The 26,112-nt window shown below is 61.3% G+C and carries 27 protein-coding genes, 2 tRNA genes and 1 pseudogene; 9 read left to right on the top strand and 21 right to left on the bottom strand.

The window, feature by feature from the left end:
* The first annotated feature begins 67 nt into the window (after positions 1-67).
* The 4 genes and pseudogenes from D906_RS04530 to D906_RS04540 all read left to right on the top strand — a co-directional run bounded on the left by D906_RS04530 (position 68) and on the right by D906_RS04540 (position 4,604).
* The gene (locus D906_RS04530; protein WP_025753911.1) at positions 68-1,420 is read left to right on the top strand and encodes an APC family permease; all 1,353 of its coding nucleotides are present in this window, start codon (positions 68-70) and stop codon (positions 1,418-1,420) included.
* A 285-nt stretch (positions 1,421-1,705) separates the two neighbouring features.
* A pseudogene (locus tag D906_RS26980) lies at positions 1,706-2,695 on the top strand (HAMP domain-containing protein); the annotation flags it as partial.
* Positions 2,696-2,797: 102 nt separating this feature from the next.
* On the top strand, positions 2,798-3,553 hold the full coding sequence (locus D906_RS26985) for a methyl-accepting chemotaxis protein (RefSeq protein ID WP_371058798.1): 756 nt from the start codon (positions 2,798-2,800) through the stop codon (positions 3,551-3,553).
* 91 nt (positions 3,554-3,644) lie between these two features.
* Positions 3,645-4,604, top strand: a complete 960-nt coding sequence (locus D906_RS04540) for a cation diffusion facilitator family transporter (RefSeq protein WP_019098473.1) — start codon at positions 3,645-3,647, stop codon at positions 4,602-4,604.
* A gap of 75 nt (positions 4,605-4,679) precedes the next feature.
* Here the strand turns inward: D906_RS04540 and D906_RS04545 are convergent.
* From D906_RS04545 to D906_RS04630, 18 genes are all read right to left on the bottom strand, one after another.
* Positions 4,680-4,755 (bottom strand) — tRNA-Lys (locus D906_RS04545).
* Positions 4,756-4,818: 63 nt separating this feature from the next.
* Positions 4,819-5,493, bottom strand: a complete 675-nt coding sequence (gene queC / locus D906_RS04550) for a 7-cyano-7-deazaguanine synthase QueC (protein WP_016711989.1) — start codon at positions 5,491-5,493, stop codon at positions 4,819-4,821.
* Between the two features lie 17 nt (positions 5,494-5,510).
* The gene (gene queE / locus D906_RS04555; protein WP_016711990.1) at positions 5,511-6,158 is read right to left on the bottom strand and encodes a 7-carboxy-7-deazaguanine synthase QueE; all 648 of its coding nucleotides are present in this window, start codon (positions 6,156-6,158) and stop codon (positions 5,511-5,513) included.
* 168 nt (positions 6,159-6,326) lie between these two features.
* A complete protein-coding gene (gene ybgF, locus D906_RS04560) occupies positions 6,327-7,133 on the bottom strand; it encodes a tol-pal system protein YbgF (RefSeq protein ID WP_019098471.1) in 807 nt (268 codons plus the stop codon).
* A gap of 6 nt (positions 7,134-7,139) precedes the next feature.
* Entirely contained in the window at positions 7,140-7,640 is a 501-nt protein-coding gene (pal, locus tag D906_RS04565; RefSeq protein ID WP_003254755.1) for a peptidoglycan-associated lipoprotein Pal, read from the bottom strand.
* A gap of 54 nt (positions 7,641-7,694) precedes the next feature.
* On the bottom strand, positions 7,695-8,966 hold the full coding sequence (tolB, locus tag D906_RS04570; RefSeq protein ID WP_019098470.1) for a Tol-Pal system beta propeller repeat protein TolB: 1,272 nt from the start codon (positions 8,964-8,966) through the stop codon (positions 7,695-7,697).
* Between the two features lie 26 nt (positions 8,967-8,992).
* On the bottom strand, positions 8,993-10,111 hold the full coding sequence (gene tolA / locus D906_RS04575; protein ID WP_016711993.1) for a cell envelope integrity protein TolA: 1,119 nt from the start codon (positions 10,109-10,111) through the stop codon (positions 8,993-8,995).
* Positions 10,111-10,563 carry a protein TolR gene (tolR, locus tag D906_RS04580; RefSeq protein WP_003254760.1) on the bottom strand — a complete coding sequence of 151 codons (453 nt, stop codon included), beginning with the start codon at positions 10,561-10,563 and terminating at the stop codon, positions 10,111-10,113. Before tolR ends, tolA begins: the two co-directional genes overlap by 1 nt.
* A gap of 14 nt (positions 10,564-10,577) precedes the next feature.
* A complete protein-coding gene (tolQ, locus tag D906_RS04585; RefSeq protein WP_010952367.1) occupies positions 10,578-11,273 on the bottom strand; it encodes a protein TolQ in 696 nt (231 codons plus the stop codon).
* A 2-nt stretch (positions 11,274-11,275) separates the two neighbouring features.
* On the bottom strand, positions 11,276-11,728 hold the full coding sequence (gene ybgC, locus D906_RS04590) for a tol-pal system-associated acyl-CoA thioesterase (protein ID WP_016711994.1): 453 nt from the start codon (positions 11,726-11,728) through the stop codon (positions 11,276-11,278).
* A 125-nt stretch (positions 11,729-11,853) separates the two neighbouring features.
* A complete protein-coding gene (gene ruvB / locus D906_RS04595) occupies positions 11,854-12,900 on the bottom strand; it encodes a Holliday junction branch migration DNA helicase RuvB (RefSeq protein WP_019098466.1) in 1,047 nt (348 codons plus the stop codon).
* Positions 12,897-13,514, bottom strand: coding sequence for a Holliday junction branch migration protein RuvA (ruvA, locus tag D906_RS04600; RefSeq protein ID WP_019098465.1), 618 nt, complete (start codon positions 13,512-13,514; stop codon positions 12,897-12,899). The genes ruvB and ruvA overlap by 4 nt, the downstream gene beginning before the upstream one ends.
* 109 nt (positions 13,515-13,623) lie before the next feature.
* A complete protein-coding gene (gene ruvC, locus D906_RS04605) occupies positions 13,624-14,148 on the bottom strand; it encodes a crossover junction endodeoxyribonuclease RuvC (protein WP_003254769.1) in 525 nt (174 codons plus the stop codon).
* Between the two features lie 121 nt (positions 14,149-14,269).
* Complete coding sequence (locus D906_RS04610; RefSeq protein WP_016711997.1) at positions 14,270-15,016, bottom strand: YebC/PmpR family DNA-binding transcriptional regulator; 747 nt, start codon at positions 15,014-15,016, stop codon at positions 14,270-14,272.
* A gap of 113 nt (positions 15,017-15,129) precedes the next feature.
* A complete protein-coding gene (gene aspS, locus D906_RS04615) occupies positions 15,130-16,905 on the bottom strand; it encodes an aspartate--tRNA ligase (RefSeq protein ID WP_019098464.1) in 1,776 nt (591 codons plus the stop codon).
* A 93-nt stretch (positions 16,906-16,998) separates the two neighbouring features.
* On the bottom strand, positions 16,999-17,220 hold the full coding sequence (locus tag D906_RS04620) for an FmdB family zinc ribbon protein (RefSeq protein ID WP_003254776.1): 222 nt from the start codon (positions 17,218-17,220) through the stop codon (positions 16,999-17,001).
* 92 nt (positions 17,221-17,312) lie between these two features.
* On the bottom strand, positions 17,313-17,642 hold the full coding sequence (locus tag D906_RS04625) for a ribbon-helix-helix domain-containing protein (protein WP_019098463.1): 330 nt from the start codon (positions 17,640-17,642) through the stop codon (positions 17,313-17,315).
* 170 nt (positions 17,643-17,812) lie between these two features.
* Entirely contained in the window at positions 17,813-18,286 is a 474-nt protein-coding gene (locus D906_RS04630) for a Dps family protein (RefSeq protein ID WP_003254783.1), read from the bottom strand.
* 281 nt (positions 18,287-18,567) lie between these two features.
* Here D906_RS04630 and D906_RS26935 point away from each other — a divergent pair, with 281 nt between their 5' ends.
* A complete protein-coding gene (locus D906_RS26935) occupies positions 18,568-19,161 on the top strand; it encodes a cold-shock protein (protein WP_027615342.1) in 594 nt (197 codons plus the stop codon).
* Positions 19,162-19,221: 60 nt separating this feature from the next.
* Here D906_RS26935 and D906_RS04640 read toward each other — a convergent pair whose 3' ends face one another.
* Entirely contained in the window at positions 19,222-19,428 is a 207-nt protein-coding gene (locus D906_RS04640) for a SlyX family protein (RefSeq protein WP_027615343.1), read from the bottom strand.
* A gap of 1 nt (position 19,429) precedes the next feature.
* Positions 19,430-19,849, bottom strand: coding sequence for an HIT domain-containing protein (locus tag D906_RS04645; protein ID WP_019098461.1), 420 nt, complete (start codon positions 19,847-19,849; stop codon positions 19,430-19,432).
* A 690-nt stretch (positions 19,850-20,539) separates the two neighbouring features.
* Here D906_RS04645 and D906_RS04650 point away from each other — a divergent pair.
* From D906_RS04650 to D906_RS04660, 3 genes are all read left to right on the top strand, one after another.
* Entirely contained in the window at positions 20,540-21,820 is a 1,281-nt protein-coding gene (locus D906_RS04650) for an OprD family porin (protein WP_019098460.1), read from the top strand.
* A gap of 160 nt (positions 21,821-21,980) precedes the next feature.
* Positions 21,981-23,696 carry a proline--tRNA ligase gene (locus D906_RS04655; RefSeq protein ID WP_016712005.1) on the top strand — a complete coding sequence of 572 codons (1,716 nt, stop codon included), beginning with the start codon at positions 21,981-21,983 and terminating at the stop codon, positions 23,694-23,696.
* A gap of 20 nt (positions 23,697-23,716) precedes the next feature.
* Positions 23,717-24,667, top strand: a complete 951-nt coding sequence (locus D906_RS04660; RefSeq protein WP_016712006.1) for a hypothetical protein — start codon at positions 23,717-23,719, stop codon at positions 24,665-24,667.
* 40 nt (positions 24,668-24,707) lie between these two features.
* Here the strand turns inward: D906_RS04660 and dinB are convergent, their stop codons facing one another.
* Positions 24,708-25,766 carry a DNA polymerase IV gene (gene dinB / locus D906_RS04665; RefSeq protein ID WP_177325286.1) on the bottom strand — a complete coding sequence of 353 codons (1,059 nt, stop codon included), beginning with the start codon at positions 25,764-25,766 and terminating at the stop codon, positions 24,708-24,710.
* A gap of 220 nt (positions 25,767-25,986) precedes the next feature.
* On the opposite strand from dinB, the gene D906_RS04670 reads away from it, so the two are divergent.
* Positions 25,987-26,063 (top strand) — tRNA-Met (locus D906_RS04670).
* Positions 26,064-26,112: the final 49 nt, after the last annotated feature.

Raw genomic sequence — 26,112 nt, forward strand, 5'->3', positions numbered from 1 at the left:
TCGCCCTTGCCGCATGCGCAATACACCGTGCCCGCCGTTTACGCCCAGCAGCAGGAGCCATGCCAGCATGCAGCATGACCACAGCGCTACCGGCAACGGCCAACTTCGCAAAACCCTGCGTCTCTGGCATGTGATCATCATCGGCCTGGCCTACCTGACACCGATGACCGTGTTCGACACCTTCGGCATCGTCAGCGGGATTACCGCCGGCCACGTACCCAGCGCCTACATCCTGGCGCTGGCCGGCATCCTGTTCACCGCCGTGAGCTATGGCACCCTGGTAAAGCGCTTCCCGCAGTCAGGCTCGGCCTACACCTACACCCAACGCGCCATCAACCCGCATGTAGGCTTTCTGGTCGGCTGGTCGTCGCTGCTGGATTACCTGCTGCTGCCGATGGTCAACGCGTTGCTGGCCAAGCTTTACCTCTCGGCCATGTTCCCGGAAGTACCAGAGTGGATGTGGGTGGCCGGCTTCGTCACCCTGATCAGCCTGATCAACATGCGCAGCGTGAACCTGGTGGCGCACTTCAACCTGTTGTTCGTGGGCGTGCAGGTAGCGATCATCGCGGTGTTCATCTACCTGTGCGTGCGCGGCCTGGACCACGGTGAAGGGCTAGGTACCGCCTGGAGCCTGGTCCCCTTCGGCGACAGCCAGACCCAGTTCAGCGCCCTGGCCGCTGGCGCGACCATCCTGTGCTTCTCGTTCCTGGGCTTTGACGCGGTTACCTGCCTGTCCGAGGAAACCCGCGATCCGAGCAAGACCATCCCACGTGCCATTTTCCTCACTGCGCTGATCGGCGGCGTGGTGTTCATCACCGTGTCGTACTTCATCCAGGCTTATTTCCCGACCATGGCGCGCTTCCACGACCATGAAGCGGCCCTGCCGGAAATCGCCCTGTACGTGGGTGGCAAACTGTTCCAGTCGATTTTCATCGCCTGTACCGTGATCAACACCATCGCCTCTGGCCTGGCCTCGCAAACCAGCGTGTCGCGCCTGCTGTACGTGATGGGCCGCGACAACGTGATCCCGGCCAGCGTCTTCGCCCGCCTGCATTCACGCTACAAGACGCCCGTGCTGAACATTGCGGTAGTGGGGCTGATTTCGCTGTCGGCAATCTTCTTCGACCTGGTGACCGCCACCTCGATCATCAACTTCGGCGCCCTGGTCGCGTTCAGCTTCGTCAACCTGTCGGTGATCAACCACTGCTACCTGCGCGAAGGCAACCGCAAAGGCCTGGCCAACCAGCTGAAATACCTGGTACTGCCGACCGTCGGCTTCTGCATCATCGTCTCGCTGTGGCTGGACCTGAATGCGCATTCGCTGATGTTTGGCGGCATCTGGGCTGCGCTCGGGCTGTTCTACCTGGGCTGGCTGACCAAAGCCTTCCGGTCGGCACCGCCCAACTACGTCGCCGAATGACCCACGCTGCCAACAACGCCCGCGCCTGACCGCGGGCGTTGTACTTGCTCGAAAAGGAAAGCCCTCATGCCGCTGCGTCGCCTCTCCATCCAATGGAAGATCACCCTGCTCGCCGGCTTGTGCCTGCTGGCCATCGTCGCCTTGCTGGTGGCCACATCGCTGACCCAGGCACAACGCAGTGCCGCGCTGGTCAACCAGGCCAACACCGCCATGCTCGACAGCAGCGCCCGCCAGCGCCTGCAGGCCCATGCCGAAACCCAGGCCCTGCGTATCCAGCGCTACTTCATGGACGCTTACCAGTACGGCAATGGCTTTGCCCGCCTGGTACAAGTTCTGAAAGCCCGTGGCGGCAGTGACCTGCGCGCCGAGCTGACCCGCCAGGCGCGTGCCAGCCTGGCCGGCAACCCGGACGTGATCGGCCTGTACCTCGTGTTCCAGCCCAACGCGCTGGATCAGCAGGACAGCCAGTTCGTCGGCCAGGATGCCGCAGGCAGCAACGACAGCGGGCGCTTCTCGCTGTACTGGTCGCAGCCCAGCCCCGGCGCACTGGAACGTGAGGCCATGCCGGAATCGATGCTCGGCGATGCCAGCATCGGCAGCAACGGCGCGGCGAAGAACCGCTGGCTGACCTGCCCGCAGGACACCGCCAAAACGTGCATGCTCGAGCCGTATCTGGACGACGTCAACGGCCGCCAGGTGCTGATGACCAGCATCGCCCTGCCGCTGCTGGAGCACGGCAAGGTAATCGGCGTGGTGGGCCTGGACATTGGCCTTGCCAACCTCCAGCAACTGAGCGTGGAGGGCCGCCGCGAACTGTTCGATGGCCAGGGCCAGGTGAGTATCGCCAGCGCTGCCGGCCTGCTGGCAGGCAACAGCCGCGACGACAGCGCGCTCGGCCAGCCCATGGACAAGGCGGTAGCCGACGGCCTGCTGCGCGTGGCCCACCCCTTCACGCCTATCCCTGACGCAGCCCCGTGGCAGGTTTTGCTGGAGCTGCCGGAAAGCGTGCTGCAGGCACCCGCCGTGGCCCTCAATCAACGCCTGGACGCACACAACCAAAGCGCCAACCTCACCAGCCTGCTGATCGGCCTTGGCGCGGCGGTGGTGGGTTTGCTGCTGGTATGGCTGACCGCACGCGGCGTTACCCGGCCCATCCTGGCCGTGGCTGCGCGCCTGAAAGACATCGCCAGCGGCGAAGGCGACCTGACCCGCCGCCTGGAATACGCCCGCGACGACGAACTGGGCCAGCTCACGGGGTGGTTCAACCGCTTCCTCGACAAGCTGCAGCCGATCATCGCCCAGGTCAAAGGCTCACTGCTGGAGGCCCGCAGCACCGCCGACCAGTCAGCCGCCATTGCCAGCCAGACCAGCAACGGCATGCAACAGCAGCACCGCGAAATCGAGCAGGTGGCCACGGCTGCCAACGAGATGAGCGCCACCGCCCTGGATGTCGCCCACAACGCCTCGCAGGCGGCTCAGGCCGCGCGCGCCGCCGACCAGGCCAGCCGCGAAGGCCTGCAGCTGATCGACAGCACCCGCCAGGGCATCGACCGCCTGGCTGCCGGCATGGACACCGCCATGGACGAGGCACGTGCCCTGCAAGACCGCAGCGGGCAGATCGGTACGGTGCTGGAAGTGATCCGCACCATCGCCGAGCAGACCAACCTGCTGGCGCTGAATGCCGCCATCGAAGCGGCCCGTGCTGGCGAGGCCGGGCGCGGTTTTGCCGTGGTCGCCGATGAAGTACGCGGGCTGGCCCAGCGCACGCAGGTGTCGGTGGAGGAGATTCGCCAGGTCATCGAAGGCTTGCAGCAAGGCACCCAGGATGTCGTGGGCGCCATGCACGAGGGCCAGCGCCAGGCACAGGACAGCGCAACGCGCATGGAACAGGCGCTACCGGCACTGCAGCGCATTGGCGAAGCGGTGACCGTGATCAGCGACATGAACCTGCAGATTGCCTCGGCCGCGGAAGAACAGAGCGCGGTGGCTGAGGAAGTGAACCGCAACGTAGCCGGCATTCGGGATGTGACCGAGTCGCTGGCGGGCCAGGCCGACGAATCGGCCCGCATCAGCCAGGCACTGAACCGGCTGGCCAATCAACAACAGGCGCTGATGGAGCAATTCCGCGTCTAGCCTGTAAGGGCCAATGCGCCTTCTTCGCGGGCTTGCCCGCGAAGAGGCCCCTGCAGACACCACAGCATTATCGTTTTCCAGAGCACAATTCATGCAAACCGCAACCCGATCCACCTTTTTCGACATCACCAGCGAACAGGGCCTGTTACGCACCTCGATTGCCGTCACCCTGTTCATCGCCAGCATCGGTATCGCCTTCGGCGTGGCCTCTGGCTCCTACTCCATCGTCTTCGACGGCGTCTATTCGCTGGTCGATGCCAGCATGAGTGGCCTGTCGCTCGTTGTGGTCAAACTGATCACCTCACACACCACCAGCGTGCAGATGTCACGCAAGCTGCGCGAGCGCTTCACCATGGGTTTCTGGCACCTGGAACCCATGGTGCTGGCACTGAACGGCATTCTGCTCAGCGGCGTGGCCATCTACGCACTGATCAACGCCGTCAGCAGCCTGCTGCAAGGCGGCCGTCACCTCGAATTCGGCATTGCCATGATCTATGCGGTGCTGACCGTGATCACCTGCGTGACCATCGCCGTGATCGAAGCCCGCGCCAACCGCAAGCTGAAATCAGACTTCGTGCGCATGGACGTCAAGGGCTGGGTGATGTCGGCCAGCATCACCGCCGCGCTGCTGATTGCGTTCTGCTTTGGTTACGCGGTGCAGGGCACGTCGCTGGAGTGGGTATCACCGTACATCGACCCGGCCGTGCTGGCGCTGGTGTGCCTGGTAATCGTGCCGTTGCCGATGTCGGTGGTGCGTCAGGCGCTGTCAGAAATATTTCTGGTCACCCCTGGCGACCTCAAGCTGCACGTGGATGAAGTGGCCAAGGCTTTCGTTGCCCGCCACGGGCTGCAGTCATACCGCGCCTATGTGGCCAAGGTCGGGCGCTCGCGGGAGATCGAGCTGTACTTCATCGTGCCAAAGGCCATGGCGGCGAAGACCATCGATGAATGGGACGCATGGCGCAACGAGATTGGTGATGCCGTCGGTGGCGAAGGGCCGGACCGCTGGCTGACGGTGGTGTTCACCGGGGATCCGGAGTGGGCTGAGTAAGCTGGGAGCGCATGACGCGCTGAGGACGAAAAAGCCCGCGACCGTTGCCGGTAGCGGGCTTTGACGTATTGAGTATGGTGGGTCGTGTAGGATTCGAACCTACGACCAATTGGTTAAAAGCCAACTGCTCTACCAACTGAGCTAACGACCCGTTGGATGGCGCGTATAATACTGATTTCTAACGGGAAATCAACACTTCATCAAAGGATTTTTGTCAAACATACCGTGTCGGGTCTTCTACACCGGCTGCCTTGAAGCCATCTGCACGCAGGCGGCAGCTGTCACATTTACCACAGGCACGGCCTTCATCGTCGGCCTGATAGCAGGAAACAGTCAAACTGTAGTCCACACCGCGGGCGATACCAGCCTGCACGATCTGCGCCTTGCTCATGTTCTGCAGCGGCGCCTGAATGCGGAAGCCCTGCCCTTCTACGCCCGCTTTGGTCGCCAGGTTGGCCATACGCTCGAAGGCCTCGACGAACTCGGGGCGGCAATCCGGGTAGCCGGAGTAATCCACGGCATTGACGCCGATAAAGATATCCCGCGCCTCCAGCACTTCCGCCCAACCCAACGCCAGTGACAGAAACACGGTGTTCCGGGCCGGCACGTAGGTGACCGGGATACCTTCACTGGGGGCTTCCGGCACGTCAATGCTGCTGTCGGTCAACGCCGAACCACCAATACCGTCGAGGTTAAGGCCAATCACCTTGTGCTCGACCGCACCCAGGTCGCGAGCCACGCGTGCGGCTGCGTTCAGCTCGGCACGGTGGCGCTGGCCGTAGTCGAAGCTCATGGTGTAGCAGCTATAGCCTTCTGCTTTGGCCATGGCGACCACGGTGGCGGAGTCCAGGCCGCCGGACAACAGGATTACTGCGCGCTTTTCTGTCATGTGTACTTGCTCCTCAATCAACGTCCGGGTTCGTCGTTCCACAGCAGCTTGTGCAACTGCAACTGGAAGCGTACAGGCAGGTTGTCCGCGACGATCCAGTCTGCCAGGTCGCTGGCATTCACCTGATGGTGGCTCGGCGAGAACAACACCTCGCCGGCACGCTCGGCCAGGTTGTACTGGATCAGCTTGGACACCGCCCAGTCGTAGTCCTCTCGGGAACAGATAACGAACTTGACCTGGTCATTGCGGGTCAGCAGCTCGATGTTCTCGTAGCGGTTACGGTGCGACTCCTCAGAGCCCGGGGTCTTCAGGTCGACTACGCGGCTAACGCGCGTGTCGGTGCCAGCGATATCCAGCGCGCCGCTGGTTTCCAGCGACACCTCGTAACCGGCGTCACACAGGCGCTGCAGCAACGGCAAGGCATTCGGCTGGGCCAATGGCTCGCCGCCGGTGACACAGACATAACGGGGCTTGAAGCTGGCAACCTGCTCAAGGATAGAATCGAGGGTGCGAATGGTGCCGCCGGTGAAGGCATAGGCACTGTCGCAGTACTGGCAGCGCAGGGGGCAACCGGTGAGGCGCACGAAAACCGTGGGCAGCCCAGCCGTTCGCGTTTCACCCTGCAAAGAGTAAAAGACTTCGGTGATGCGTAGTGTGTCTTGCATGCTCGCCACGGGCGTGACAGCTAAACAGGCTGTCCGCCTCCGTCAGGCACTGTCGCGGACTCGACATAGCGTTATCCGCGGCAGCGTGTTTACGAAAAAAGGGCATTGATTCTAACGAAAAAACCCGCGACTGGCGCGGGTTTCTTTCGAAAGGTACAGCTACAGCGCTTAGAGCTTCTGCAGGTCACGCTGAGCCAGTTGCGCGGCGGAGGTGCCGGGGTACTGGGTGATGACCTGTTGCAGGATGCCCTTGACCTTGTCGGTGTGCCCCATGCGACGCTCGACATCGGCCAGCTTATAGAGCGAATCCGGCACTTTGCTGTGTTTCGGGTACTTCTGGCTGACCTGGGCAAAGGCCTGGCTGGCACCTTGCAGGTCGCCCTTGGCCAGGTTCACTTCACCCAACCAGTACTGGGCATTGCCGGCGTACTGGCTGTTGGGGTATTTGCGCAGGAAGGCATTGAACGCCTGGCTGGCCTTGTCGAAGTCTTTCTGCTTGATCAGGTCGAAAGCGGCATCGTAGTAGAGCTTTTCTTTCGCCGGATCACCGGGCTCGCTACTGGCGGCCGGTTGTTGCGCAGCAGCACCTGCTGCTGCATCGGGGGCGGTATTGGAAGCACCACCACCGGAGGAATTGTCAGGGGTTGCGGCAGGCGCAGCGCCACTGTTGATGCGACGGTCCAGGTCCTGGTATCGCTCCAGGTTTTCCTGCTTCATGCGCGACACATCGTTTTGCAGCTCTTCGATGATGCCTTGCTGGCGGGAAAGCTGATCCTGCATCTGTTGCAGCTGCATGAACAGCTGGCCCTGTGCAGAGGCAGGGGCCGAAGCCCCCGACCCGGCATAGGCGCCGCTCGTGCCATAACCCGCAGGCGGATAAGCGCCTGCGTTGTCATCTACTACAGGGACCTCAGCCCAGGCCGCGAGCGGCAGGCTGAGTGCGAGGACGGTTACTACACGGCGGCACATACGCATAAGAACTTACTTACGCAGTTCTACGCGACGGTTCTGAGCCCAGGACTGCTCGTCGTTGCCGGTGGCAACTGGACGCTCTTCGCCGTAGGAAACCAGTTCCAGCTGAGCAGGGGAAACGCCCTGCAGAACCAGGTAGCGCTGAACGGCTTTCGCACGACGCTCACCCAGAGCCATGTTGTACTCGCGGGTGCCGCGCTCGTCGGTGTTGCCTTCCAGAACAACGCGGTTGCCGTTGGCTTTCAGGTCCTTGGCGTGAACGTCCAGAGCGCGCATGGCTTCTGGCTTCAGGTCCGAGCTGTCGTATTCGAAGTAGAAGGTGGTGATTGCGCGCAGGGCAGCTTCTTCGCTCAGGGAGCCGTCAACTGCGCCAGTGTTGGCACCGTAGCCAGCGTTCGGGTCTACAGCAGCGCCTTCGCCTGCATTGTCACCGCCCTTCGAGGAGCAACCTACAGCTACGGCCATGGCCAGAGCCAGCGCAGCAAATTTACCAAACTTCAGCATTTCCATCGTGAAACTCCTAATGAAACCCCAGTGTGTTAAGCAAAACGTATTACGCCGCAATCAGTTCAGGTAAGGGGACCAGGACGGTTCTCTGACTTCGCCTTGAGCGGTAGGAAGTGGGAGCCTCACGCGGCCATTAAGCGACACGAGCATCAAGACTCCCCGGCCCTGCTGGCGGGTGGCGTAGATTAGCATGGTGCCGTTGGGCGCAACAGTGGGAGACTCATCAAGACTTGTTTCAGACAGAATCTTTACACTTCCGCGCTGCAAGTCCTGTGCCGCCACTTTAAAGTTGGTAAAGCCCTGTTGGCGATGGATCATCACCAAGGTTTTTTCGTCCGCCGAAAGTTTCGGGTTGGCGTTGTAGTTACCCACGAAGGTTACACGCTCGGCACCACCACCACCGACCGACTGTTTGTAGATCTGCGGTTTGCCGCCACGGTCGGAAGTGAAGTAAAGCGTGTTGCCATCTTTACCCCAGAATGGTTCGGTATTGATACCCGGGCCGGCGGTAACACGGCTGATCTGGCGCGATGCCACGTTCATAACGTAGATGTCCGGGTTGCCGTCTTTCGACAATACGAACGCCAGGCGCGAACCGTCCGGCGACCAGGCTGGCGCACCGTTCAGGCCTTCGAAGTTGGTCACCTGCTCGCGGCGGCCGGTATCGATGTTCTGGATGAAGATGCGCGGGCGCTTCTGCTCGAACGACACATAGGCGATACGCTTGCCATCCGGCGCAAAGCGCGGCGACAGGATCGGCTCACGCGATTGCAGCAGGGTAACTGCACGCGCACCGTCGTAGTCCGAACGCTGCAGGGTGTAGCGGGTGTTGTTGGTGGAGAAACGCTCGGCCGTCACGTACAGCATGCGGGTGGAGAACGCACCCTTGATGCCGGTGAGCTTCTCGAACGACTGGTCGGCAATGTAGTGCGCCATGTCGCGCAACTGGTCGGTGCTACCCGCGACGCTGCCGGTCAGCACTTGCTGCTCGGTAGCGACGTTGAACAGCGCGTACTGCACCTGCAGACGACCGCCTGCCGGCACGATGCTGCCCACCATCACGTACTGTGCACCCAGCGCTTTCCAGTCGCGGAAGATCACTTCGCTGGCCTGCGACGGCTGGCTGATCATGTTCTGCCGCGGAATTGGCGAGTAGTAGCCAGAGTTGCGCAGGTCGTTGCCGATGATATCGGCAATGTCTTCTGGCAACACGCTGCCGCCCTGCAGACCGAACGGCACCACCGCGATCGGGGTTGCCCGGTCGCTGCCGCTGGTGACCAGGATGTTCTTTTCCTCTGCCACAGCCATGCCTGCCACGCAGCACAGCATGACCAGCAGTCCTCTAAGACGTTTAATCACAACGCTAGATCCTCAGGTGTAAATGTCATCTTGAACGAACGATATTGGTTGAAATCGCTCGGCTTCATACCCTGCATCTCGGTCAAACGACCAATGTTCTTCACCGCAGCCACCGCCGAACTGTCGTACGGGCCGTCACCACTTGAACGGGCCACGCTGACACTGGTGATGGTACCGTCCGGCAACATGTTGATCTGCAGGACCACCGTCATGCCCTTGCGCGCGGAAGGCGGACGCGCCCAGCCTTCGGCCGCTCGCATGCGGATCAGGTCGTCGAAGTCGCCGGCCACCTGGTCACCCTGCTCGTCGGCCAGCGCTTGCTGCCGCTCGGTGGTGTCGGACAACAGCTCGGCCAGGGCCTGCGCTTTTTTGTCTTCTGCCGCCTTGCGGGCCGCTTCCTGTGCCTTTTTCTTCTGGGCGTCTGCAGCGGCCTTTTTCTTGGCCTCTTCAGCTGCCTTCTTCTTCGCGTCCTCGGCCGCCGCTTTCTTCTTGGCGTCCTCGGCTGCTTTCTTCTTGGCCTCTTCGGCTGCCTTTTTCTTGGCGTCCTCGGCGGCTTGTTTCTTCGCCTCTTCAGCGGCCTCTTTCTTGGCCTCTTCTTCGGCTTTTTTCTTGGCTTCTTCCTCGGCCTTCTTCTTGGCGATGTCGGCCTGCTGCTTCTCGGCGGCCTTCTTCGCCTCGTCGGCCTTCTTGGCTTCGGCGGCTTTCTTGGCCTCGGCAGCCTTGGCGGCTTCAGCGGCCTTGGCAGCGTCCTCGGCTTTTTTCGCCTCGGCGGCTTCGCGGGCCTCTTCGGCCTTTTGAGCAGCGTCGGCTTTCTTTTGTTCCGCGGCCTTCACGGCCTCCTGCTCGACCTTCTTCTGCTCCAGCTGCTCGACCTCGGTCTGGCGCGAAGCCGTTTTCTTCGCTTCCCCGGCAATCTTCTGATTGGTCTGGGTAGTCGCCTGGCTCTTGGACTTGAGCTGGTACAGGGTAGCCTGAACAATCGGCTTGGATGGCGGCAGCTCAGGCGTCATGGCAAAACTGACGAACAGCAAGGCGAACACCAACACATGCAGGCCGATGGCCCAGACACTGGGCCAGAAGTAGCTTTCCGAGGCGGATGGCTCTCGCTGTTGCATCAGGGCGCCTCGGTAATCAGGCCAACGTTACCGACACCGGCCTTCTGCAACCCGCCCATGGCACCCATGACCGCGCCATAGTCGACAGCCTTGTCGCCACGAATGAACACCTGGGTCTGCTTGCCCTGGTCACGACCGGCAGCAATGATCTTGGTCACGGCGTCGGTCATGGCGGGCAAGGTCATGGCCTTGTCCATCTGCTTGTCGGTATCGACTTCGCTGCCGAGGTTCCAGTAATAGGTTTTATCGGCCTTGATGGAGATGGTGAGGATCTGGACGTTGTTGTCCTGCGGCAAGGCTTCGCTGGAAACCTTGGGCAAGTCGACCTTCACGCCCTGGTTGAGCATGGGCGCCGTCACCATGAAGATGACCAGCAGCACCAGCATCACGTCGATGTAGGGCACCACGTTCATCTCGGCGACGGGCTTGCGTTTGTGGCGAACTCGGGCCATGGGCTTCTACCTGATTACTCTTCGCTGGTGTGCACTTTGCGGTGCAGGATCGCCTGGAACTCGTCGGCGAAGGTGTAGTAACGACCGATCAGCACTTCACTGCGCGCGGCGAAACGGTTGTAGGCGATGACCGCCGGGATTGCCGCGAACAGGCCGATGGCAGTGGCGATCAGCGCTTCGGCGATACCCGGGGCCACGGTGGCCAGGGTGGCCTGCTGGGCGCTGGCCAGGCCACGGAAGGAGTTCATGATGCCCCATACGGTACCGAACAGGCCGATGTACGGGCTGGTCGAACCGACGGTGGCCAGGAATGGCAGGCTCTGCTCGAGTTTTTCTTCCTCGCGCGAAATGGCCACGCGCATGGCACGGCCAACGCCTTCCATGACCGCATCCGGGTCAACACCCGGCTGCTGGCGCAGGCGCGAGAACTCCTTGAAGCCGGCACGGAAAACCTGCTCTACACCGGAGTCCGGGTCTGGGTTGCTGCCTGCCTGGCGGTACAGCTTGGACAGGTCGATGCCCGACCAGAAGCGCTCCTCGAAGGCATCCAGCGCACGACGACCGGCGCGCAGCATGGTGCTGCGCTGGAAGATCATGATCCATGAAGTGACCGAGGCGGCCACCAGGGTCAGCATTACCAGCTGTACCACCACGCTGGCATTGCTGACCAGACTCCACATGGAGGTATGGTCGACGACGTTAGCTTCCACGCTTATTCTCCTGCATTCGATTGATTACCCGAGCCGTCCGCCGCAAAGGCGTCGCGCAGCTGGGGGGGTATGGCTCGGGGTTTGAAAGTGTCGGCGCGCACGGCGGCCACCAGGAACTGCCCTTCGCAAAGCAGCGTTTCATCCTTTTCCCGCCAGACCTGCTGCACGAAACGCAGGCTGGCGCGATTGAGTTCAAGTACTTGCGCGGTTACCCGCAATTCGTCATCCAGCCGCGCCGGCGCGTGATAGCGCGCTTCGCTGGAATGGACCACGAACAGCAGGTTGTCTTCGGCCAGTTGCGACTGGGAAAAGCCCAGGTGCCGCAGGCGTTCGGTGCGCGCGCGCTCCATGAATTTCAGGTAGTTGACGTAATACACCACGCCGCCCGCATCGGTATCTTCGTAATAGACGCGACAACGGTGTGCGAACGGTTCGAGCTGATTTTGCGCGCGCATACTCTAGTGCTTACTCCTCAGCTTGCCAATCCGCTGTGGCAACTGTTTTTTCTTCATTAATGTCTGATTGCCAGCGCACCCTGGGCATGCCAGCGGTAGGACCACGAAAAGTCGCATTCGATCTGTCATTCATCACCTGGTTCTGAAAAATCACCGCCCTCCCCCAAGCGCCCGGGAATATTCAGGCCAAAGTGCAGATAGGCATGCCGGGTAACAACGCGGCCGCGCGGCGTGCGCATGATATAGCCCTGCTGGATCAGGTACGGTTCGAGCACATCCTCGATGGTGTGGCGCTCTTCGCTGATCGCCGCCGCCAGGTTGTCCACGCCTACCGGGCCACCATCGAACTTCTCGATCATGGTCAACAGCAGGCGGCGGTCGGAATGGTCGAAACCGCGCTCGTCGACGTCCAGCAGGTTCAGCGCCATGTCGGCCACGGCCTTGGTGATCTGGCCCTTGCCGCGCACCTCGGCGTAGTCGCGCACGCGGCGCAACAGGCGGTTGGCGATACGTGGCGTGCCACGGGCACGACGGGCAATTTCGTAGGCACCCTGATCTTCGATGACCAGGCCAAGGATGTTCGCCGAACGGCTAACGATGGTGGCCAGGTCTTTGTCGCTGTAGAACTCCAGACGCTGCACGATACCGAAGCGGTCACGCAGCGGGTTGGTGAGCATGCCGGCACGGGTAGTCGCGCCGACCAAGGTAAACGGCGGCAGGTCGAGCTTGATCGAACGGGCGGCCGGGCCTTCGCCGATCATGATGTCGAGCTGGAAGTCCTCCATGGCCGGGTACAGCACCTCTTCGACGACCGGTGACAGCCGGTGGATCTCGTCGATGAACAGGACGTCGTGCGGTTCGAGGTTGGTCAGCATGGCCGCCAGGTCACCTGGACGCTCAAGGATCGGGCCCGAGGTGCTTTTGACCGAAACGCCCATTTCCTGGGCGATGATGTTGGCCAACGTGGTCTTGCCCAACCCGGGCGGTCCAAAGATCAGCGTGTGGTCGAGCGACTCGTTGCGCCCACGAGCGGCCTGGATGAACAGGGCCATCTGCTCGCGCACGACCGGCTGGCCGATGTACTCGTCCAGGCGCAGCGGGCGAATCGCCCGGTCCTGGACTTCTTCACGGTCGCGGCCACTGGCGGCGATCAGGCGGTCGGCTTCGATCACTTGGTAATCATCCCTTTCAGGCTGCGGCGGATCAGTTCTTCACTGCTCAGACCTGCCTTGTCCTTGATCGCGGCGATTGCCTTGCTGGCTTCCTGCGGCTTGTAGCCCAGCGAGACCAGCGCGCTGACCGCATCGGCCTCGGCAGTGGACTCGCTGGCGAGCGGCAATGGCCCATCGGACACCAGGGTGAACATGGCTGGCGAAGTTTCCCAGGCCTTGAAGCGGTCTTTGAGCTCGACCAGCAAGCGTTCGGCGGTTTTTTTGCCGACACCGGGCACGCGCACCAAGGCCGAAGTATCCTGGGCTTGCACGCAACGCACCAGTTCGTCGACTTCGAGGCCGGACATCAGCGCCAACGCCAGCTTCGGGCCCACGCCGTTGAGGCGGATGAGCTCCCGGAACAGCTCGCGCTCGCGCTTTTCGGCAAAGCCATATAGCAGGTGAGCATCTTCGCGCACCACCAGATGAGTGTGCACGGTGACGCTTTCGCCCACCTTGGGCAGACGGTACAGCGTGGTCATGGGAACTTCCAGTTCGTACCCAACGCCGTTGACGTCGATAATCAGGTGCGGCGGCTGTTTTTCCGCCAAGGTGCCGCGCAAACGTCCAATCACGTTCCGATCCTTCCTCTCGGGGAGCCGGTCAAAGACCGCTCAACCCTATCAGCAAATGCAGCGGGTGAACGCATCACCCGAACAAAATGTGTATCAGCGCATGAAGCGCCTACAGACGCAAGCGCCCGCCACGTCGCCGTGCCGTGCTCAGGCCATGCGGTACCAGGCTTGAACGGGTATGCGCATGGCACAAGGCGATGGCCAGCGCATCGGAGGCGTCAATCTGCGGCTTTTGCGTCAATTTCAACAGGTGCATGACCATCATCATCACCTGCTCCTTGTTAGCCCCACCGGTACCGGCTACCGCCTGCTTGACCTGGGTGGCGCTGTATTCGGCGATTTCCAGGCCGGCTTCGGCGGCCGCGACGATGGCCGCACCGCGGGCCTGGCCGAGCTTTAGCGCCGAGTCGGCGTTACGGGCCATGAACACCCGCTCGATGCCCATGGTGACCGGGCCGTGCTGGGCAATGATTTCACTGACACCACGAAAAACGATCTGCAGCCGCTCGTGCAACTCGCCGCTGCCGGTGCGGATACAGCCCGACGCCACGTACTCGCAACCACGGGCGGTTTGGCGTACCACGCCATAGCCGGTGATGCGTGAGCCGGGGTCGATACCAAGAATCAGAGTCATAGTGCCTGTTTGTTCAAAATGTACGGCCCTTTCGCGGGCAAGCCCGCTCCCACAAAGACCGCACGGCCCCTGTGGGAGCGGGCTTGCCCGCGAATAGGCCATCAAGGCCAACGAAAGAACCTTAGCCGAGGTTTTCCATGATCTCATCGGAAATCTGGGCATTGGAGTAGACGTTCTGCACGTCATCCAGGTCTTCGAGCATGTCAATCAGCTTGAGCACCTTTTCGGCACCCTCCTGGTCGAGCTCGGCGCTGGTGGTCGGCTGCATGACGATTTCTGCGTCAGCGGCCTTGAAACCCGCCTCTTCCAGGGCGTTGCGCACGGCATAGAAGCTGTTGAACGAGGTGAACACGTCGAACGAGCCGTCGTCGTTGGCCACAACGTCGTCGGCATCAGCCTCCATCGCTGCTTCCATCAACGCGTCTTCGTCCACGCCCGGCGCAAAGCTGATCTGGCCTTTGCGCTCGAACAGGTAGGCCACCGAACCGTCGGTACCCAGGTTGCCACCACACTTGGTGAAGGCATGACGCACGGCGGCGGCAGTACGGTTGCGGTTGTCGGTCATGGCTTCGACCATGATCGCCACGCCGCCCGGACCGTAACCTTCATAGCTGAGCTCTTCGACGTTATCGCTTTCGTTGGTGCCGGCACCCCGAGCCACGGCGCGATCGATGATGTCGCGGCTCATGTTGGCGCCCAGCGCCTTGTCCAGCGCCAGACGCAGGCGCGGGTTCGATGCCGGGTCAGCACCGCCTTGCTTGGCCGCAACGGTCAGTTCGCGGATCCACTTGGTGAAGATCTTGCCTCTCTTGGCATCCTGGCGCTCTTTGCGGTGCTTGATGTTCGCCCACTTGGAATGACCAGCCATAACGACTCCGAATCCTTTGTTTCACAAACAGCCCCGCCCCTGTACGGGGCGGGACGGAAAAATACCTGCGCCGAAACGCAAAGGCGCATCCATATGGATGCGCCCGGGACTGCTTACTCGACCTTGGTCTGCTCGCGCAGTCGAATGTGCAGCTCGCGCAGGGCCTTGGCGTCGACCATGCCAGGGGCCTGGGTCATGACGCATGCAGCGCTCTGGGTTTTCGGGAAGGCGATCACTTCACGGATCGACTGGGCGCCGGTCATCAGCATGACCAAACGGTCCAGGCCGAAGGCCAGGCCACCGTGAGGCGGAGCGCCGAACTTCAGGGCGTCGAGCAGGAAGCCGAACTTCTCTTCCTGTTCTTCTGCCTCGATACCCAGCAGACGGAATACCGCCTGTTGCATCTCTTTGCGGTGAATACGGATCGAACCGCCACCCAGTTCGGTACCGTTCAGAACCATATCGTAGGCACGCGACAGGGCTGTAGCCGGGTTGGCCTCGAGCTCTTCCGGGGTGCACTTCGGCGCGGTGAACGGGTGGTGCAGCGCGGTGAAGCTGCCGTCTTCGTTTTCTTCGAACATCGGGAAGTCGACGACCCACATCGGCGCCCACTCGCAGGTCAGCAGCTCGAAGTCGTGACCCAAGCGGATACGCAGCGCGCCCAGGGCTTCGCTGACCACCTTGAACTTGTCTGCACCGAAGAACACGATGTCGCCGTCTACGGCACCGACGCGGTCGAGGATGGTGTTGAGGTTGGCCTCAGGGATGTTCTTGACGATCGGCGACTGCAGGCCCTCGACGCCCTTGGCGCGCTCGTTGACCTTGATGTAGGCCAGGCCCTTGGCACCGTAGATGCCGACGAACTTGGTGTACTCGTCGATCTTGCTGCGCGGCATGCTGGCACCGCCAGGCAGGCGCAGGGCGGTCACACGGCACTTAGGATCGTTGGCCGGGCCGGCGAACACTTTGAAGTCGACGTCTTTCAGCTGGTCGGCAACGTCGACCAGTTCCAGCGGGTTACGCAGGTCTGGCTTGTCGGAGCCGTAGCGGCGCATGGCTTCTTCGAAGGTCATGTGCGGGAATTCGCCGAACTCCAGGTCCAGCACTTCCTTGAACAGCTTGCGGATCATGCTTTCGGTCAGGCCCATGATCTCGCTTTCATCGAGGAAGCTGGTCTCGATGTCGATCTGGGTGAATTCCGGCTGACGGTCGGCACGCAGGTCTTCGTCACGGAAGCACTTGGCGATCTGGTAGTAGCGGTCGAAGCCGGCCACCATCAGCAGCTGCTTGAACAGCTGGGGCGACTGCGGCAGGGCGAAGAAGCTACCGGCGTGGGTACGGCTTGGCACCAGGTAGTCACGCGCACCTTCGGGCGTGGCACGGGTGAGGATCGGGGTTTCGACGTCGAGGAAGCCGTTTTCGTCGAGGAAGCGGCGGATGCTGCTGGTGATGCGCGAACGCAGGCGCAGCTTGTCGGCCATTTCCGGGCGACGCAGGTCGATGAAACGGTAGCGCAGGCGGGTTTCTTCGCCAACGTCGGAGTACTCGTTCAGCGGGAACGGCGGGGTTTCCGCTTCGTTGAGCACGTTCAGCTGGTAGCCGAGGATCTCGATGGCGCCGGAGGCCATGTTGGCATTCACCGCACCGTCTGGGCGCTTGCGCACCTTGCCGGTGATCTGCACGACGTATTCGCTGCGCACGCGGTCGGCGGCGGCGAAGGTTTCGGCGCGATCCGGGTCGAACACGACCTGGGCCATGCCTTCGCGGTCACGGATGTCGAGGAAGATCACCCCGCCGTGGTCGCGGCGACGATGGACCCAGCCGCAAAGGGTGACTTCCTGGCCGTCCAGGCTCTCGTTCAGTTGGCCGCAATAATGGCTGCGCATCATGATGGTGGTTTCGCTTCTCGTGATTCGTGTATTCGGTGGAGGCCTTGGCCGCCCGGAGGGCTAATACTGCAAGACCCGGTCACAGCATTCAACTCAGTCGGCCTTGTCGCCGCCTGCCAGATTCTTTTTTGCCCCGGTCTTGAAGTCGGTTTCGTACCAACCATTACCGCTCAGGCGGAAGCCTGGCACCGACAGCAGCTTTTTCAGCGCCGGGGCCTGACAGGCCGGGCAATCGGTCAGCGGCGCGGCGCTGATCTTCTGCAGCACTTCCATGCGGTGCTCGCAGGATGCACATTGATAGTCATAAAGGGGCATGGGTGTCTCTCGTCAACCACAACGCTGGCTGCCGGGGCAGCAAAAAGCGGGATTATATATGGTTAACAGGCACTGCGCAGCCCGCCCGGCGATCAGCGCACACTTGGCGGGTTTTGCAGCCAGGCGACGCAGATGACCCGGATCAGCCCACTGAAGTTACGCACCCCACCCTGGCGCAAGTGCACTTCGCGGTCCACGTAGGACAACACCGCACTGACCGAACAGCGGTTAGCAGCGGCGATACGCTCCAGGATGCCCCAGTAGATGGCCTCCAGACGCAAGCAGGTGGAAAACCCGTTCAACCGCACCGAACGCGACACCGGCTGGATCTGCAACATGTCGAAATCCGCCTTGAACGGATCCATGCACTGCTTTGCCGGCCAGCTCCCCTGCCCAGCCATACGCTTGCTCGCTTGCATCATGCGCCCTACTTCCTCATCACAGGTAACAGGTGACGTATGAAGCGCTGATAGCCGGGCTTGGAGCAGCGGCAAAATCTTCCTGCACAAATACTTAATTTCTTAAACGTGAAGCAGAAACTGCGGGAGCGGGCACGCCCGCTCCCACAGTGTCAGGTGACAGCTTTGGATAACTATTTGCCGTCGAGCAGCACCCGCAGCATCCACGCGGTTTTTTCGTGCACCTGCATGCGCTGGGTCAGCAAGTCGGCAGTAGGTTCGTCACTGACCTTGTCCACCACCGGGAAAATGCTGCGCGCCGTGCGCACCACGGCCTCCTGCCCCTGTACCAGCTGGCGGATCATCTCGTCCGCCGGGGGTACACCTTCCTCCTCCTTGATAGACGAGTGCCGCGCATAGAATGCATACGAGCCCGGCGCCGGGAAGCCCAAGGCCCGGATACGCTCGGCGATGGAGTCGACCGCCAGCGCCAGCTCGTTGTACTGCTCTTCGAACATCAGGTGCAGGGTACGGAACGACGGGCCGGTGACGTTCCAGTGAAAGTTATGGGTTTTCAGATACAGCACGTAAGTATCCGACAACAGGCGGGATAGCCCATCGACGATGGACTTGCGATCTTCTTCGCTGATACCGATATCGATTGCCATGAAGCTCCCCTTTCCATAAGGCTTGAGACTCAAGCGGACGGGGACCACTGTAGCAACACTTCGCCCCTGCCGCATGTGACATGGCGCAACACATTGCCCGCCGGGCGGCCTGCGGTTTGAGTAGCCTGCGGCTTTACTGTTAAATAGGCACCGTGCCACCCGTGCGGACTGTCATTGCCGGGTGCATAGGCTGGCCTGCCACGTGTTCGCGCTCTACACCTCATGCGCACCGTGCTGCCCGCTCTTCCTGTGATCGGCCTTATCAACTGTGAGCCAACCCCATGTTCAAGATCGTCCATCTGGTGACGGGCGTGGCAGCCTTGCTGCTATCGCTCATACCCAGCCTGAAAAGCGACGCGACACCCTTCCTGCAACAACCTGACGCGGTCTACCTGACACTCCTCGGCCTGCTCAACCTGGTTCTGGCCCCGGTCGTGCCCCTGTACTACCGCGGCGCGCGGCAGCAGTTGCAGCACCTTGCCTGCGCCCTGCTGGTGGTGGCGGTGGTACTGCAAACCCTGACATTGCTGGCCCGCCCGGAAATGGGCAACCTCGCCGCACTGGTCTGCGCGGCACTGGCAGTGGCCCTGCACCTGGCCGTGGGTTTTGCCCGCAGCCCGCGCAGGGCACGCAACAGCCAGCATGCCGCTCAGGATGCCGGCAATCGGGATACCGGCACCGTCAAGTGGTTCAACACGTCGAAAGGCTTTGGCTTCATTTCCCGCGATTCGGGTGATGACATCTTCGTGCACTTTCGCGCCATTCGCGGCGAAGGCCATCGCATTCTGGTCGAAGGCCAGCGCGTTGAGTTCTCGGTGATGCACCGCGACAAGGGCCTGCAGGCCGAAGATGTGGTTGCGGTCACCCGCCGCTGATTGCCACTTCATCCAGAGGCATATTTACCGGCATGCCGGCGAATATGCCTCTGCGATGCATCAATAATGAGGCGGTGGCGCCTCCTCCCCTTCGCTGCCGTACTGGCCGACCGTCTCTTCATAACGCTTGATCAGCTCGGCCATCTGCGATTGCAGCCGCTCGATCACCCGCGCCTGCTCGACCACCACGTCATTCAACGCCTGGATAGTGTCATCCTGGAACGCCTGGCGGGTTTCCAGTTCGACAATACGTAACTCCAGCGACATCTCAGGCCTCCTGGTAACCAGCAAGTTGCAGCCCACGCAGGCGCTGGCGAATGGCATTCAACTGATCGTCGCTGTAGGCCACCGCCGGGCACTTGCCCCACACCGGTGCCGGCCAGGCAGCATCGTCACGCTGGCGCACAATAACGTGCATATGCAGCTGGCTGACCACGTTGCCCAGGGTGGCCACGTTCATCTTGTCGGCGCCGTAGCTGGCTTTCAGCGCCTCAGCCAACAGGGTTGTTTCCTGCCACAACTGCTGCTGCTCCGCCGCTTCAAGCTCGAACAGTTCGCTGATGCCGGCGCGCTTGGGCACCAGGATGAACCATGGGTAGTTGGCATCCTTGCTCAGCAGCAACTGGCACAGTGCAAACTCCCCCAGCACCAGGGAATCCTGCTGCAAACGCGAATCGAGGACGAACACGGCATATCTCCTTCAGGCAAAACCAACCCGCTTCAAGCGGAAATCAGGCCTGCAAGGATACCTTGCACACTCCCGGTAACACAGCGCTACTTTTCGCACCAAAATGAGGCCTTCTGTCCACACTCTCCACACCTGTCACCCCACAAACGACTCTGGATGAACAAGTTGCGGTAACACATTGACTTTAATGGCAGCTTTTTAAATTTTAATGATTCTCGACTCCAACACGGGCGCGAGCCGGCTTCACCCCGTGTTTACGGGACTTTCTGACCCTCGGTAGCAGGTTTTGTGAAAATTTCATGAAGTGTTGCGAATTTTGAGCACGCTTGTTGCATTCCCTTCACGCCAAGTCGGCACGACATCTGCAATGGCAGGTGAACGCGACAAATAACAACAGCGGCATTGGTTACCAGGGAGTTCCCCTAACCTAAACCGGTAATTACAGGTTTGTTACGGTGACAGGAACAGCGCTGGCGTTGTACGGCCCTAAACCGGGGCGTGATTTGCGACATGGAAATACCTAAAAGCGACAGGGTGAAAAAGTTCCGAAAAGAGTGCTTATAGCCATATCGCCAACAACAGTCAGCGTGCTATACATTTTCGCCGACATAACAAGAAAGAGCTGCTCCATATAACTAAAACACATGGATGCAGCGGTACTCTTCCTAAAAACCAAAGGAGCAAATCACGATGCGCGTGATGAAGTGGAGCATGATCGCCCTGGCCGTTGCGGCAGGGACCTCGCAGTTGGCAATGGCCTCGGCACAAGACGAGTCCAAAGGTTTCCTCGAAGACAGCAAGCTGAACGTAAAAACCCGCATGCTGTACTTCAGCCGTGACTTCCGTAACAACGACAGCGGCAAGAGCCGCGTCGAAGAAACCGGCCTGGGCTTCCTGGGTACCTTCGAGTCGGGCTTCACCCAAGGCACCGTGGGCTTCGGCGTTGACGCCATCGGCATGCTGGGCCTGAAACTGGACAGCGGCAAAGGCCGCGCCGGCACCGGCCTGTTCCCGACCGGTTCCGACGGCCGTTCGCAAGATGATTACTCCGAAGGCGGCGGTGCAGTTAAACTGCGCGTCTCCAATACCGTGCTGAAGTTCGGCGACCAGTTCACCGCCCTGCCGGTATTAGCCACCGACGACAGCCGACTGCTGCCAGAAGTTGCTGAAGGCGGCCTGATCACCAGCAACGAAATCGATGGCCTGACCCTGCACGCCGGTCACTTCACTGCCCTGAACGCGCAGGCCCAGACTTACCACGACAGCCTGCGCCTGACCGAGGCCAACGTCTTCGGTGGCACCTATGCCATCAACGAAAACCTCAGCACCAGCGTCTACTACTCGCGCATCGAAGATCACTTCCGCAAGTGGTACGGCAACATCAACTGGGCGCTGCCGATCAGCGACAAACAAGGCCTGGTGTTCGACTTCAACATCTATGACACCAAGTCCATCGGCGACAACCTGACCGGCGCCTTCGTCAGCAAGGCTGACGGCAGCAACGAACTGGACAACATCGCAGCCAGCCTCTCGGCCGCCTACAACATTGGCGCCCACACCTTCACCCTGGCTTACCAGAAAGTCAGCGGCGACGGCGACTACGCCTACGGCGTCGACGGTGGCGGCACCATCTTCCTGGCCAACTCCGTTGCCCGCTCCGACTTCAACGCCGAAGACGAGAAGTCCTGGCAGGCTCGCTACGACCTGAACTTCGCCGAATACGGCGTACCTGGCCTGACCTTCATGACCCGCTATGTGCGCGGTTCCGGTGCCACGACCGAAAGCACCAACAACGGTAAGGAATGGGAACGCGACGTAGACGTCAAGTACGTGCTGCAAAGCGGCCCGGCCAAAGACCTGAGCTTGCGCGTACGTCAGGCCACCTACCGTTCCGCCGACGGCGTTTACTACGGTTCGAGCTCGATCGACGAGCTGCGCCTGATCGTGGAATACCCGCTGAGCATCCTGTAAGCCTGGCTTGCAGTGCCCCGCACCTGAAAAAGCCCGGCGATCACGCCGGGCTTTTTCTTGGCTGACAAGCGTCACGCCCTGGGGCATCCTGTACGCCTTCGTTTCCCCCCCGTACAATGCGGGGCTATTTCAACGTCTTAGGCAATCGACACGGCTAACCATGCGCACCAGTCAATATTTGCTCGCCACCCAGAAAGAAACCCCTGCCGACGCAGTGGTCATCAGCCATCAGCTCATGCTGCGTGCCGGCATGATCCGCAAACTGGCCTCCGGCCTGTACACCTGGCTGCCGATGGGCCTGCGGGTAATGCGCAAGGTCGAAGCCGTGGTACGCGAGGAAATGAACGCCGCCGGCGCCCTGGAAGTGCTGATGCCAAGCATTCAGCCCGCCGAGCTGTGGCAGGAGTCCGGCCGTTGGGAACAGTACGGCCCAGAGCTGCTGCGCCTGAAGGATCGCCACCAGCGTGATTTCTGCGTTGGCCCGACCCACGAAGAAGTCATCACCGACCTGGCCCGTAACGAGCTGTCCAGCTATAAACAGCTGCCGCTCAACCTGTACCAGATCCAGACCAAATTCCGTGACGAGATCCGCCCGCGCTTCGGCCTGATGCGTGGCCGCGAGTTCATCATGAAGGACGCCTACTCGTTCCATGCCGACCAGGCTTCCCTGCAGGAAACCTACGACCGCATGCACCAGGCGTACAGCAACGTGTTCACCCGCCTGGGCCTGGACTTCCGCCCAGTGCAGGCCGACACCGGCTCGATCGGTGGCAGCTATTCGCACGAATTCCACGTACTGGCCGAGTCCGGCGAAGACGACGTGATCTTCAGCGACAGCTCCGACTACGCCGCCAACATCGAGAAGGCCGAGGCCATTCCGCGTGAAACCGTGCGCCCTGCCCCTACCGAGGAGCTGCGCCTGGTCGACACGCCAAACGCCAAAACCATCGCCCAGCTGGTGGAAAACTACGGCCTGGCCATCGAGAAAACCGTCAAGACCCTGATCGTGCGCGGCGCCGAAGAAGGCAAGCTGATTGCCCTGGTCGTTCGTGGCGACCACGAGCTGAACGAAATCAAGGCCACCAAGCTGGAACAGGTTGCCGACCCACTGGTCATGGCCACCGAAGCCGAACTGCGCGACGCCATCGGCGCCGGTGCCGGCTCGCTCGGCCCGCTGAACCTGCCACTGGAGTGCATCATCGACCGTTCGGTTGCCCTGATGAGCGACTTCGGCATCGGCGCCAACATCGACGACAAGCATTACTTCGGCGTGAACTGGGAGCGTGACCTGCCAGTCCCTCAGGTGGCCGACCTGCGCAATGTGGTCGAAGGCGACCCAAGCCCGGACGGCCAGGGTACCCTGGTGATCAAGCGCGGCATCGAAGTGGGCCACATCTTCCAGCTGGGCACCAAGTACAGCGAAGCGCTGAAGTGCCAGGTACTGGGCGAGAACGGCAAGCCGGTAACCCTGTCCATGGGCTGCTACGGCATCGGCGTGTCCCGCGTGGTCGCCGCTGCCATCGAGCAGAGCTATGACGACAAAGGCATCATCTGGAACGACGCCCTGGCCCCGTTCCAGATCGCTCTGGTACCGCTGCGCTACGAAACCGACGTGGTCCGCGAGGCAACCGACAAGCTGTATGCCGAACTGACCGCCGCCGGCTTTGAAGTGCTGCTGGACGACCGCGACAAGAAAACCAGCCCAGGCATCAAGTTTGCCGACATGGAGCTGATCGGTATCCCGCACCGCATCGTCGTCAGCGATCGCGGCCTGGCCGAAGGCAACCTTGAGTACAAGCACCGCACCGAGCAAGACGCCCAGGCGTTGCCGCTCAATGAAGTGCTGAGCTTCCTGCAGGCCCGCGTTCGCCGCTGATAACCAATGCACGAGTGATCATGTTCAAGCGAAGTACCTTTACCCTGGGGGGCGCCGCACTGTGCGGCGCCCTGCTCGTCAGCGGCTGCGCCAACCAGATGTCCCAGCGCAGCGACCATGAGGAGCGCGTCGAGCGCAAATTGCTCGAGCACACCCTGCAGATCGATGTCGGCGAGCCGAAGGTGATGGAGCTTCCGCAACGACGTGTGCGTGTGCATGAACAGAAGCGCTTCGAAGTCACCGAGTTCGAAGTTACCCGTCGTTACGACCGCTACACGCCGTACCAGCCCTGGCGCGAGATCTACGAGATCCCGCTGGGTGCCGTGGCCGTGGTGGCGGGCGTCGGGGCCAACGTGGTCAACGTCTTCGCCTTGGGCAACCTGCCGGAAAGCATCACTCATGACTGGCTCAGCTACGGCGTGGACGGGCTCAACCCGTTCATGAACGTGCCGTCCAACGGCCGCGCCCAGCAGAACCTGGCCGGGATCAGCGAGGTGCAGAAAGGCAAGCGCGAGGAATCGACCAGCGTGCCCTGGAGCGAACGCCTGGTCGAGGTCAAGGCTGGCAAGATGACCCACGAACTGACTACCGACAGGAACGGCGTGCTACGCCTGAACCTGCTCGACAGCCCGTTCTCGGAGCAGAACCTCAACCACATCGGCACCCTGCACCTGCAGGTACTCGACGAGGACAACGCGGTGCGTGGCGATGCCAGCCTGCTGGTCAGCGCCACCCTGCGCAACAAGCTGCTCGAAGCCCATGAGCTGATCTTCGACGACCTCGAAGATGACGATGTCGGCCAATGGGTCCACCGGGTCAAGCGCCTGTCCGAGCTGGGCCTTGAAGAAGAAGCCAGTGAAATGGAACAAAGCCTGATCGAGCTGACCCGCAACGATCCGGAGCTGCAGCAGGAGTTTCTACAGTCGCTGACCAAGGCCACTGGCCGGTTGGTGGCTGACCCTGGACTGTAGGAGCGAGCTTGCTCGCGATGGGCCGCATATGCGGCCCTTTTTATTCAGGTACAAACAATTCCAACTGCTCATGCGCCCCGCGCAAATCGCGCAACCTCACCCCCACCCCCAGCAAGCGTACCGGTTTGCCTCCACGGGCGAACGCCTGCCCCAGCAACTGTAGATAGCTTTCCAGGTCCCTGCCCGCGCCGGCCTGCTCCAGGGTTGTCTGGCTGAAGTCATGGAACTTGACCTTGACGAAGGGTTTGTCCGGCCGGTAACTGCTGTCCATGCGGGCGATGCGTTCATTCAGGCTTTCCAGCAGCTCAGGCAGCCGAGCCAGGCAGCTGGCCAGGTCTGGAAGGTCGGTGTCGTAGGTGTTTTCCACACTCACCGACTGTCGACGGCTGTCGTTGTGCACCGCACGTTCGTCGATCCCCCGCGCAAGCCCCCACAAGCGCTCGCCAAAACTGCCAAACTCGCGCACCAGCGCCAGGCGCGACCATTCGCGCAGTTCCAGACAGGTTTCAATACCCAGCCGTGCCAGTTTGTCTGCCGTCACCTTGCCCACCCCGTGCAACCTGGCCACCGGCAAGGCAGCCACGAACGCCTCCACTTCACCCGGGGTAATCACGAACAGGCCATTGGGCTTGCGCCAGTCGCTGGCAATCTTGGCCAGGAACTTGTTCGGCGCCACCCCCGCCGATACGGTGATATGCAAGGTACGGGCGACCCGCCGGCGAATATCCTCGGCAATACGCGTGGCGCTGCCCGAGTACCAATGGCTATCGCTCACGTCCAGATAGGCTTCGTCCAGCGACAACGGCTCGATCAACTCAGTGTAGTCGCGGAAAATGCCATGGATTTCGCGCGAGGCCTCTCGGTAAGCCTCGAAGCGCGGCTTGACGATCTGCAAGTCGGGACACAGTTTAAGTGCATGGCGCGACGACATGGCCGAGCGCACACCATAGGCACGCGCCTCATAGTTACAGGTGGCGATCACCCCACGGTGGTCGGGTGAACCTCCGACCGCCATGGGGCGCCCCGCCAGACGCGGGTCGTCACGCATCTCGATTGCAGCGTAGAAGCAATCGCAGTCGACGTGGATGATCTTGCGCAAGGACATGGATGGCCGTCAGCACTGTAAATTCATACAGATAGTATCGCATGCACCCTGCCCTGAAACAGCTACCCGCGCCAGCATTCGACAATTGGCCTGAAAGCCGCGCCGCGCCTGAGCTGCATCTTGCCGACGAGTGCTAAGGGTTTGAACAAAAAAGGTTTTTCCTGAATATTTGCTTGACAGCAGGAAGTAAATCCGTAGAATTCGATCTCACAGGCGCGGGATGGAGCAGCCTGGTAGCTCGTCGGGCTCATAACCCGAAGGTCGTCGGTTCAAATCCGGCTCCCGCAACCAGATTCGAGAAAAGGCCACTGTTAACGCAGTGGCCTTTTTCTTTGCCTAC

Source organism: Pseudomonas sp. LAIL14HWK12:I1, from assembly GCF_003202095.1.
Taxonomy (GTDB): Bacteria; Pseudomonadota; Gammaproteobacteria; order Pseudomonadales; family Pseudomonadaceae; genus Aquipseudomonas; species Aquipseudomonas monteilii.

Excerpts from the sequence above, each read along its gene's own strand:
- D906_RS04655 (WP_016712005.1), top strand. The coding sequence starts at position 21,981 with ATGCGCACCAGTCAATATTTGCTCGCCACCCAGAAAGAAACCCCTGCC.
- aspS (WP_019098464.1), bottom strand. The coding sequence starts at position 16,905 with ATGATGCGCAGCCATTATTGCGGCCAACTGAACGAGAGCCTGGACGGC.
- queC (WP_016711989.1), bottom strand. The coding sequence starts at position 5,493 with ATGACAGAAAAGCGCGCAGTAATCCTGTTGTCCGGCGGCCTGGACTCC.
- D906_RS04610 (WP_016711997.1), bottom strand. The coding sequence starts at position 15,016 with ATGGCTGGTCATTCCAAGTGGGCGAACATCAAGCACCGCAAAGAGCGC.
- ybgC (WP_016711994.1), bottom strand. The coding sequence starts at position 11,728 with ATGCGCGCGCAAAATCAGCTCGAACCGTTCGCACACCGTTGTCGCGTC.
- tolA (WP_016711993.1), bottom strand. The coding sequence starts at position 10,111 with ATGCAACAGCGAGAGCCATCCGCCTCGGAAAGCTACTTCTGGCCCAGT.
- D906_RS04540 (WP_019098473.1), top strand. The coding sequence starts at position 3,645 with ATGCAAACCGCAACCCGATCCACCTTTTTCGACATCACCAGCGAACAG.
- queE (WP_016711990.1), bottom strand. The coding sequence starts at position 6,158 with ATGCAAGACACACTACGCATCACCGAAGTCTTTTACTCTTTGCAGGGT.
- ybgF (WP_019098471.1), bottom strand. The coding sequence starts at position 7,133 with ATGCGTATGTGCCGCCGTGTAGTAACCGTCCTCGCACTCAGCCTGCCG.
- pal (WP_003254755.1), bottom strand. The coding sequence starts at position 7,640 with ATGGAAATGCTGAAGTTTGGTAAATTTGCTGCGCTGGCTCTGGCCATG.
- D906_RS26935 (WP_027615342.1), top strand. The coding sequence starts at position 18,568 with ATGTTCAAGATCGTCCATCTGGTGACGGGCGTGGCAGCCTTGCTGCTA.
- D906_RS04625 (WP_019098463.1), bottom strand. The coding sequence starts at position 17,642 with ATGATGCAAGCGAGCAAGCGTATGGCTGGGCAGGGGAGCTGGCCGGCA.
- D906_RS04620 (WP_003254776.1), bottom strand. The coding sequence starts at position 17,220 with ATGCCCCTTTATGACTATCAATGTGCATCCTGCGAGCACCGCATGGAA.
- D906_RS04630 (WP_003254783.1), bottom strand. The coding sequence starts at position 18,286 with ATGGCAATCGATATCGGTATCAGCGAAGAAGATCGCAAGTCCATCGTC.
- D906_RS04660 (WP_016712006.1), top strand. The coding sequence starts at position 23,717 with ATGTTCAAGCGAAGTACCTTTACCCTGGGGGGCGCCGCACTGTGCGGC.
- tolB (WP_019098470.1), bottom strand. The coding sequence starts at position 8,966 with ATGCTGTGCTGCGTGGCAGGCATGGCTGTGGCAGAGGAAAAGAACATC.
- D906_RS04530 (WP_025753911.1), top strand. The coding sequence starts at position 68 with ATGCAGCATGACCACAGCGCTACCGGCAACGGCCAACTTCGCAAAACC.
- D906_RS04650 (WP_019098460.1), top strand. The coding sequence starts at position 20,540 with ATGCGCGTGATGAAGTGGAGCATGATCGCCCTGGCCGTTGCGGCAGGG.
- D906_RS04640 (WP_027615343.1), bottom strand. The coding sequence starts at position 19,428 with ATGTCGCTGGAGTTACGTATTGTCGAACTGGAAACCCGCCAGGCGTTC.
- ruvC (WP_003254769.1), bottom strand. The coding sequence starts at position 14,148 with ATGACTCTGATTCTTGGTATCGACCCCGGCTCACGCATCACCGGCTAT.
- D906_RS26985 (WP_371058798.1), top strand. The coding sequence starts at position 2,798 with ATGCAACAGCAGCACCGCGAAATCGAGCAGGTGGCCACGGCTGCCAAC.
- tolR (WP_003254760.1), bottom strand. The coding sequence starts at position 10,563 with ATGGCCCGAGTTCGCCACAAACGCAAGCCCGTCGCCGAGATGAACGTG.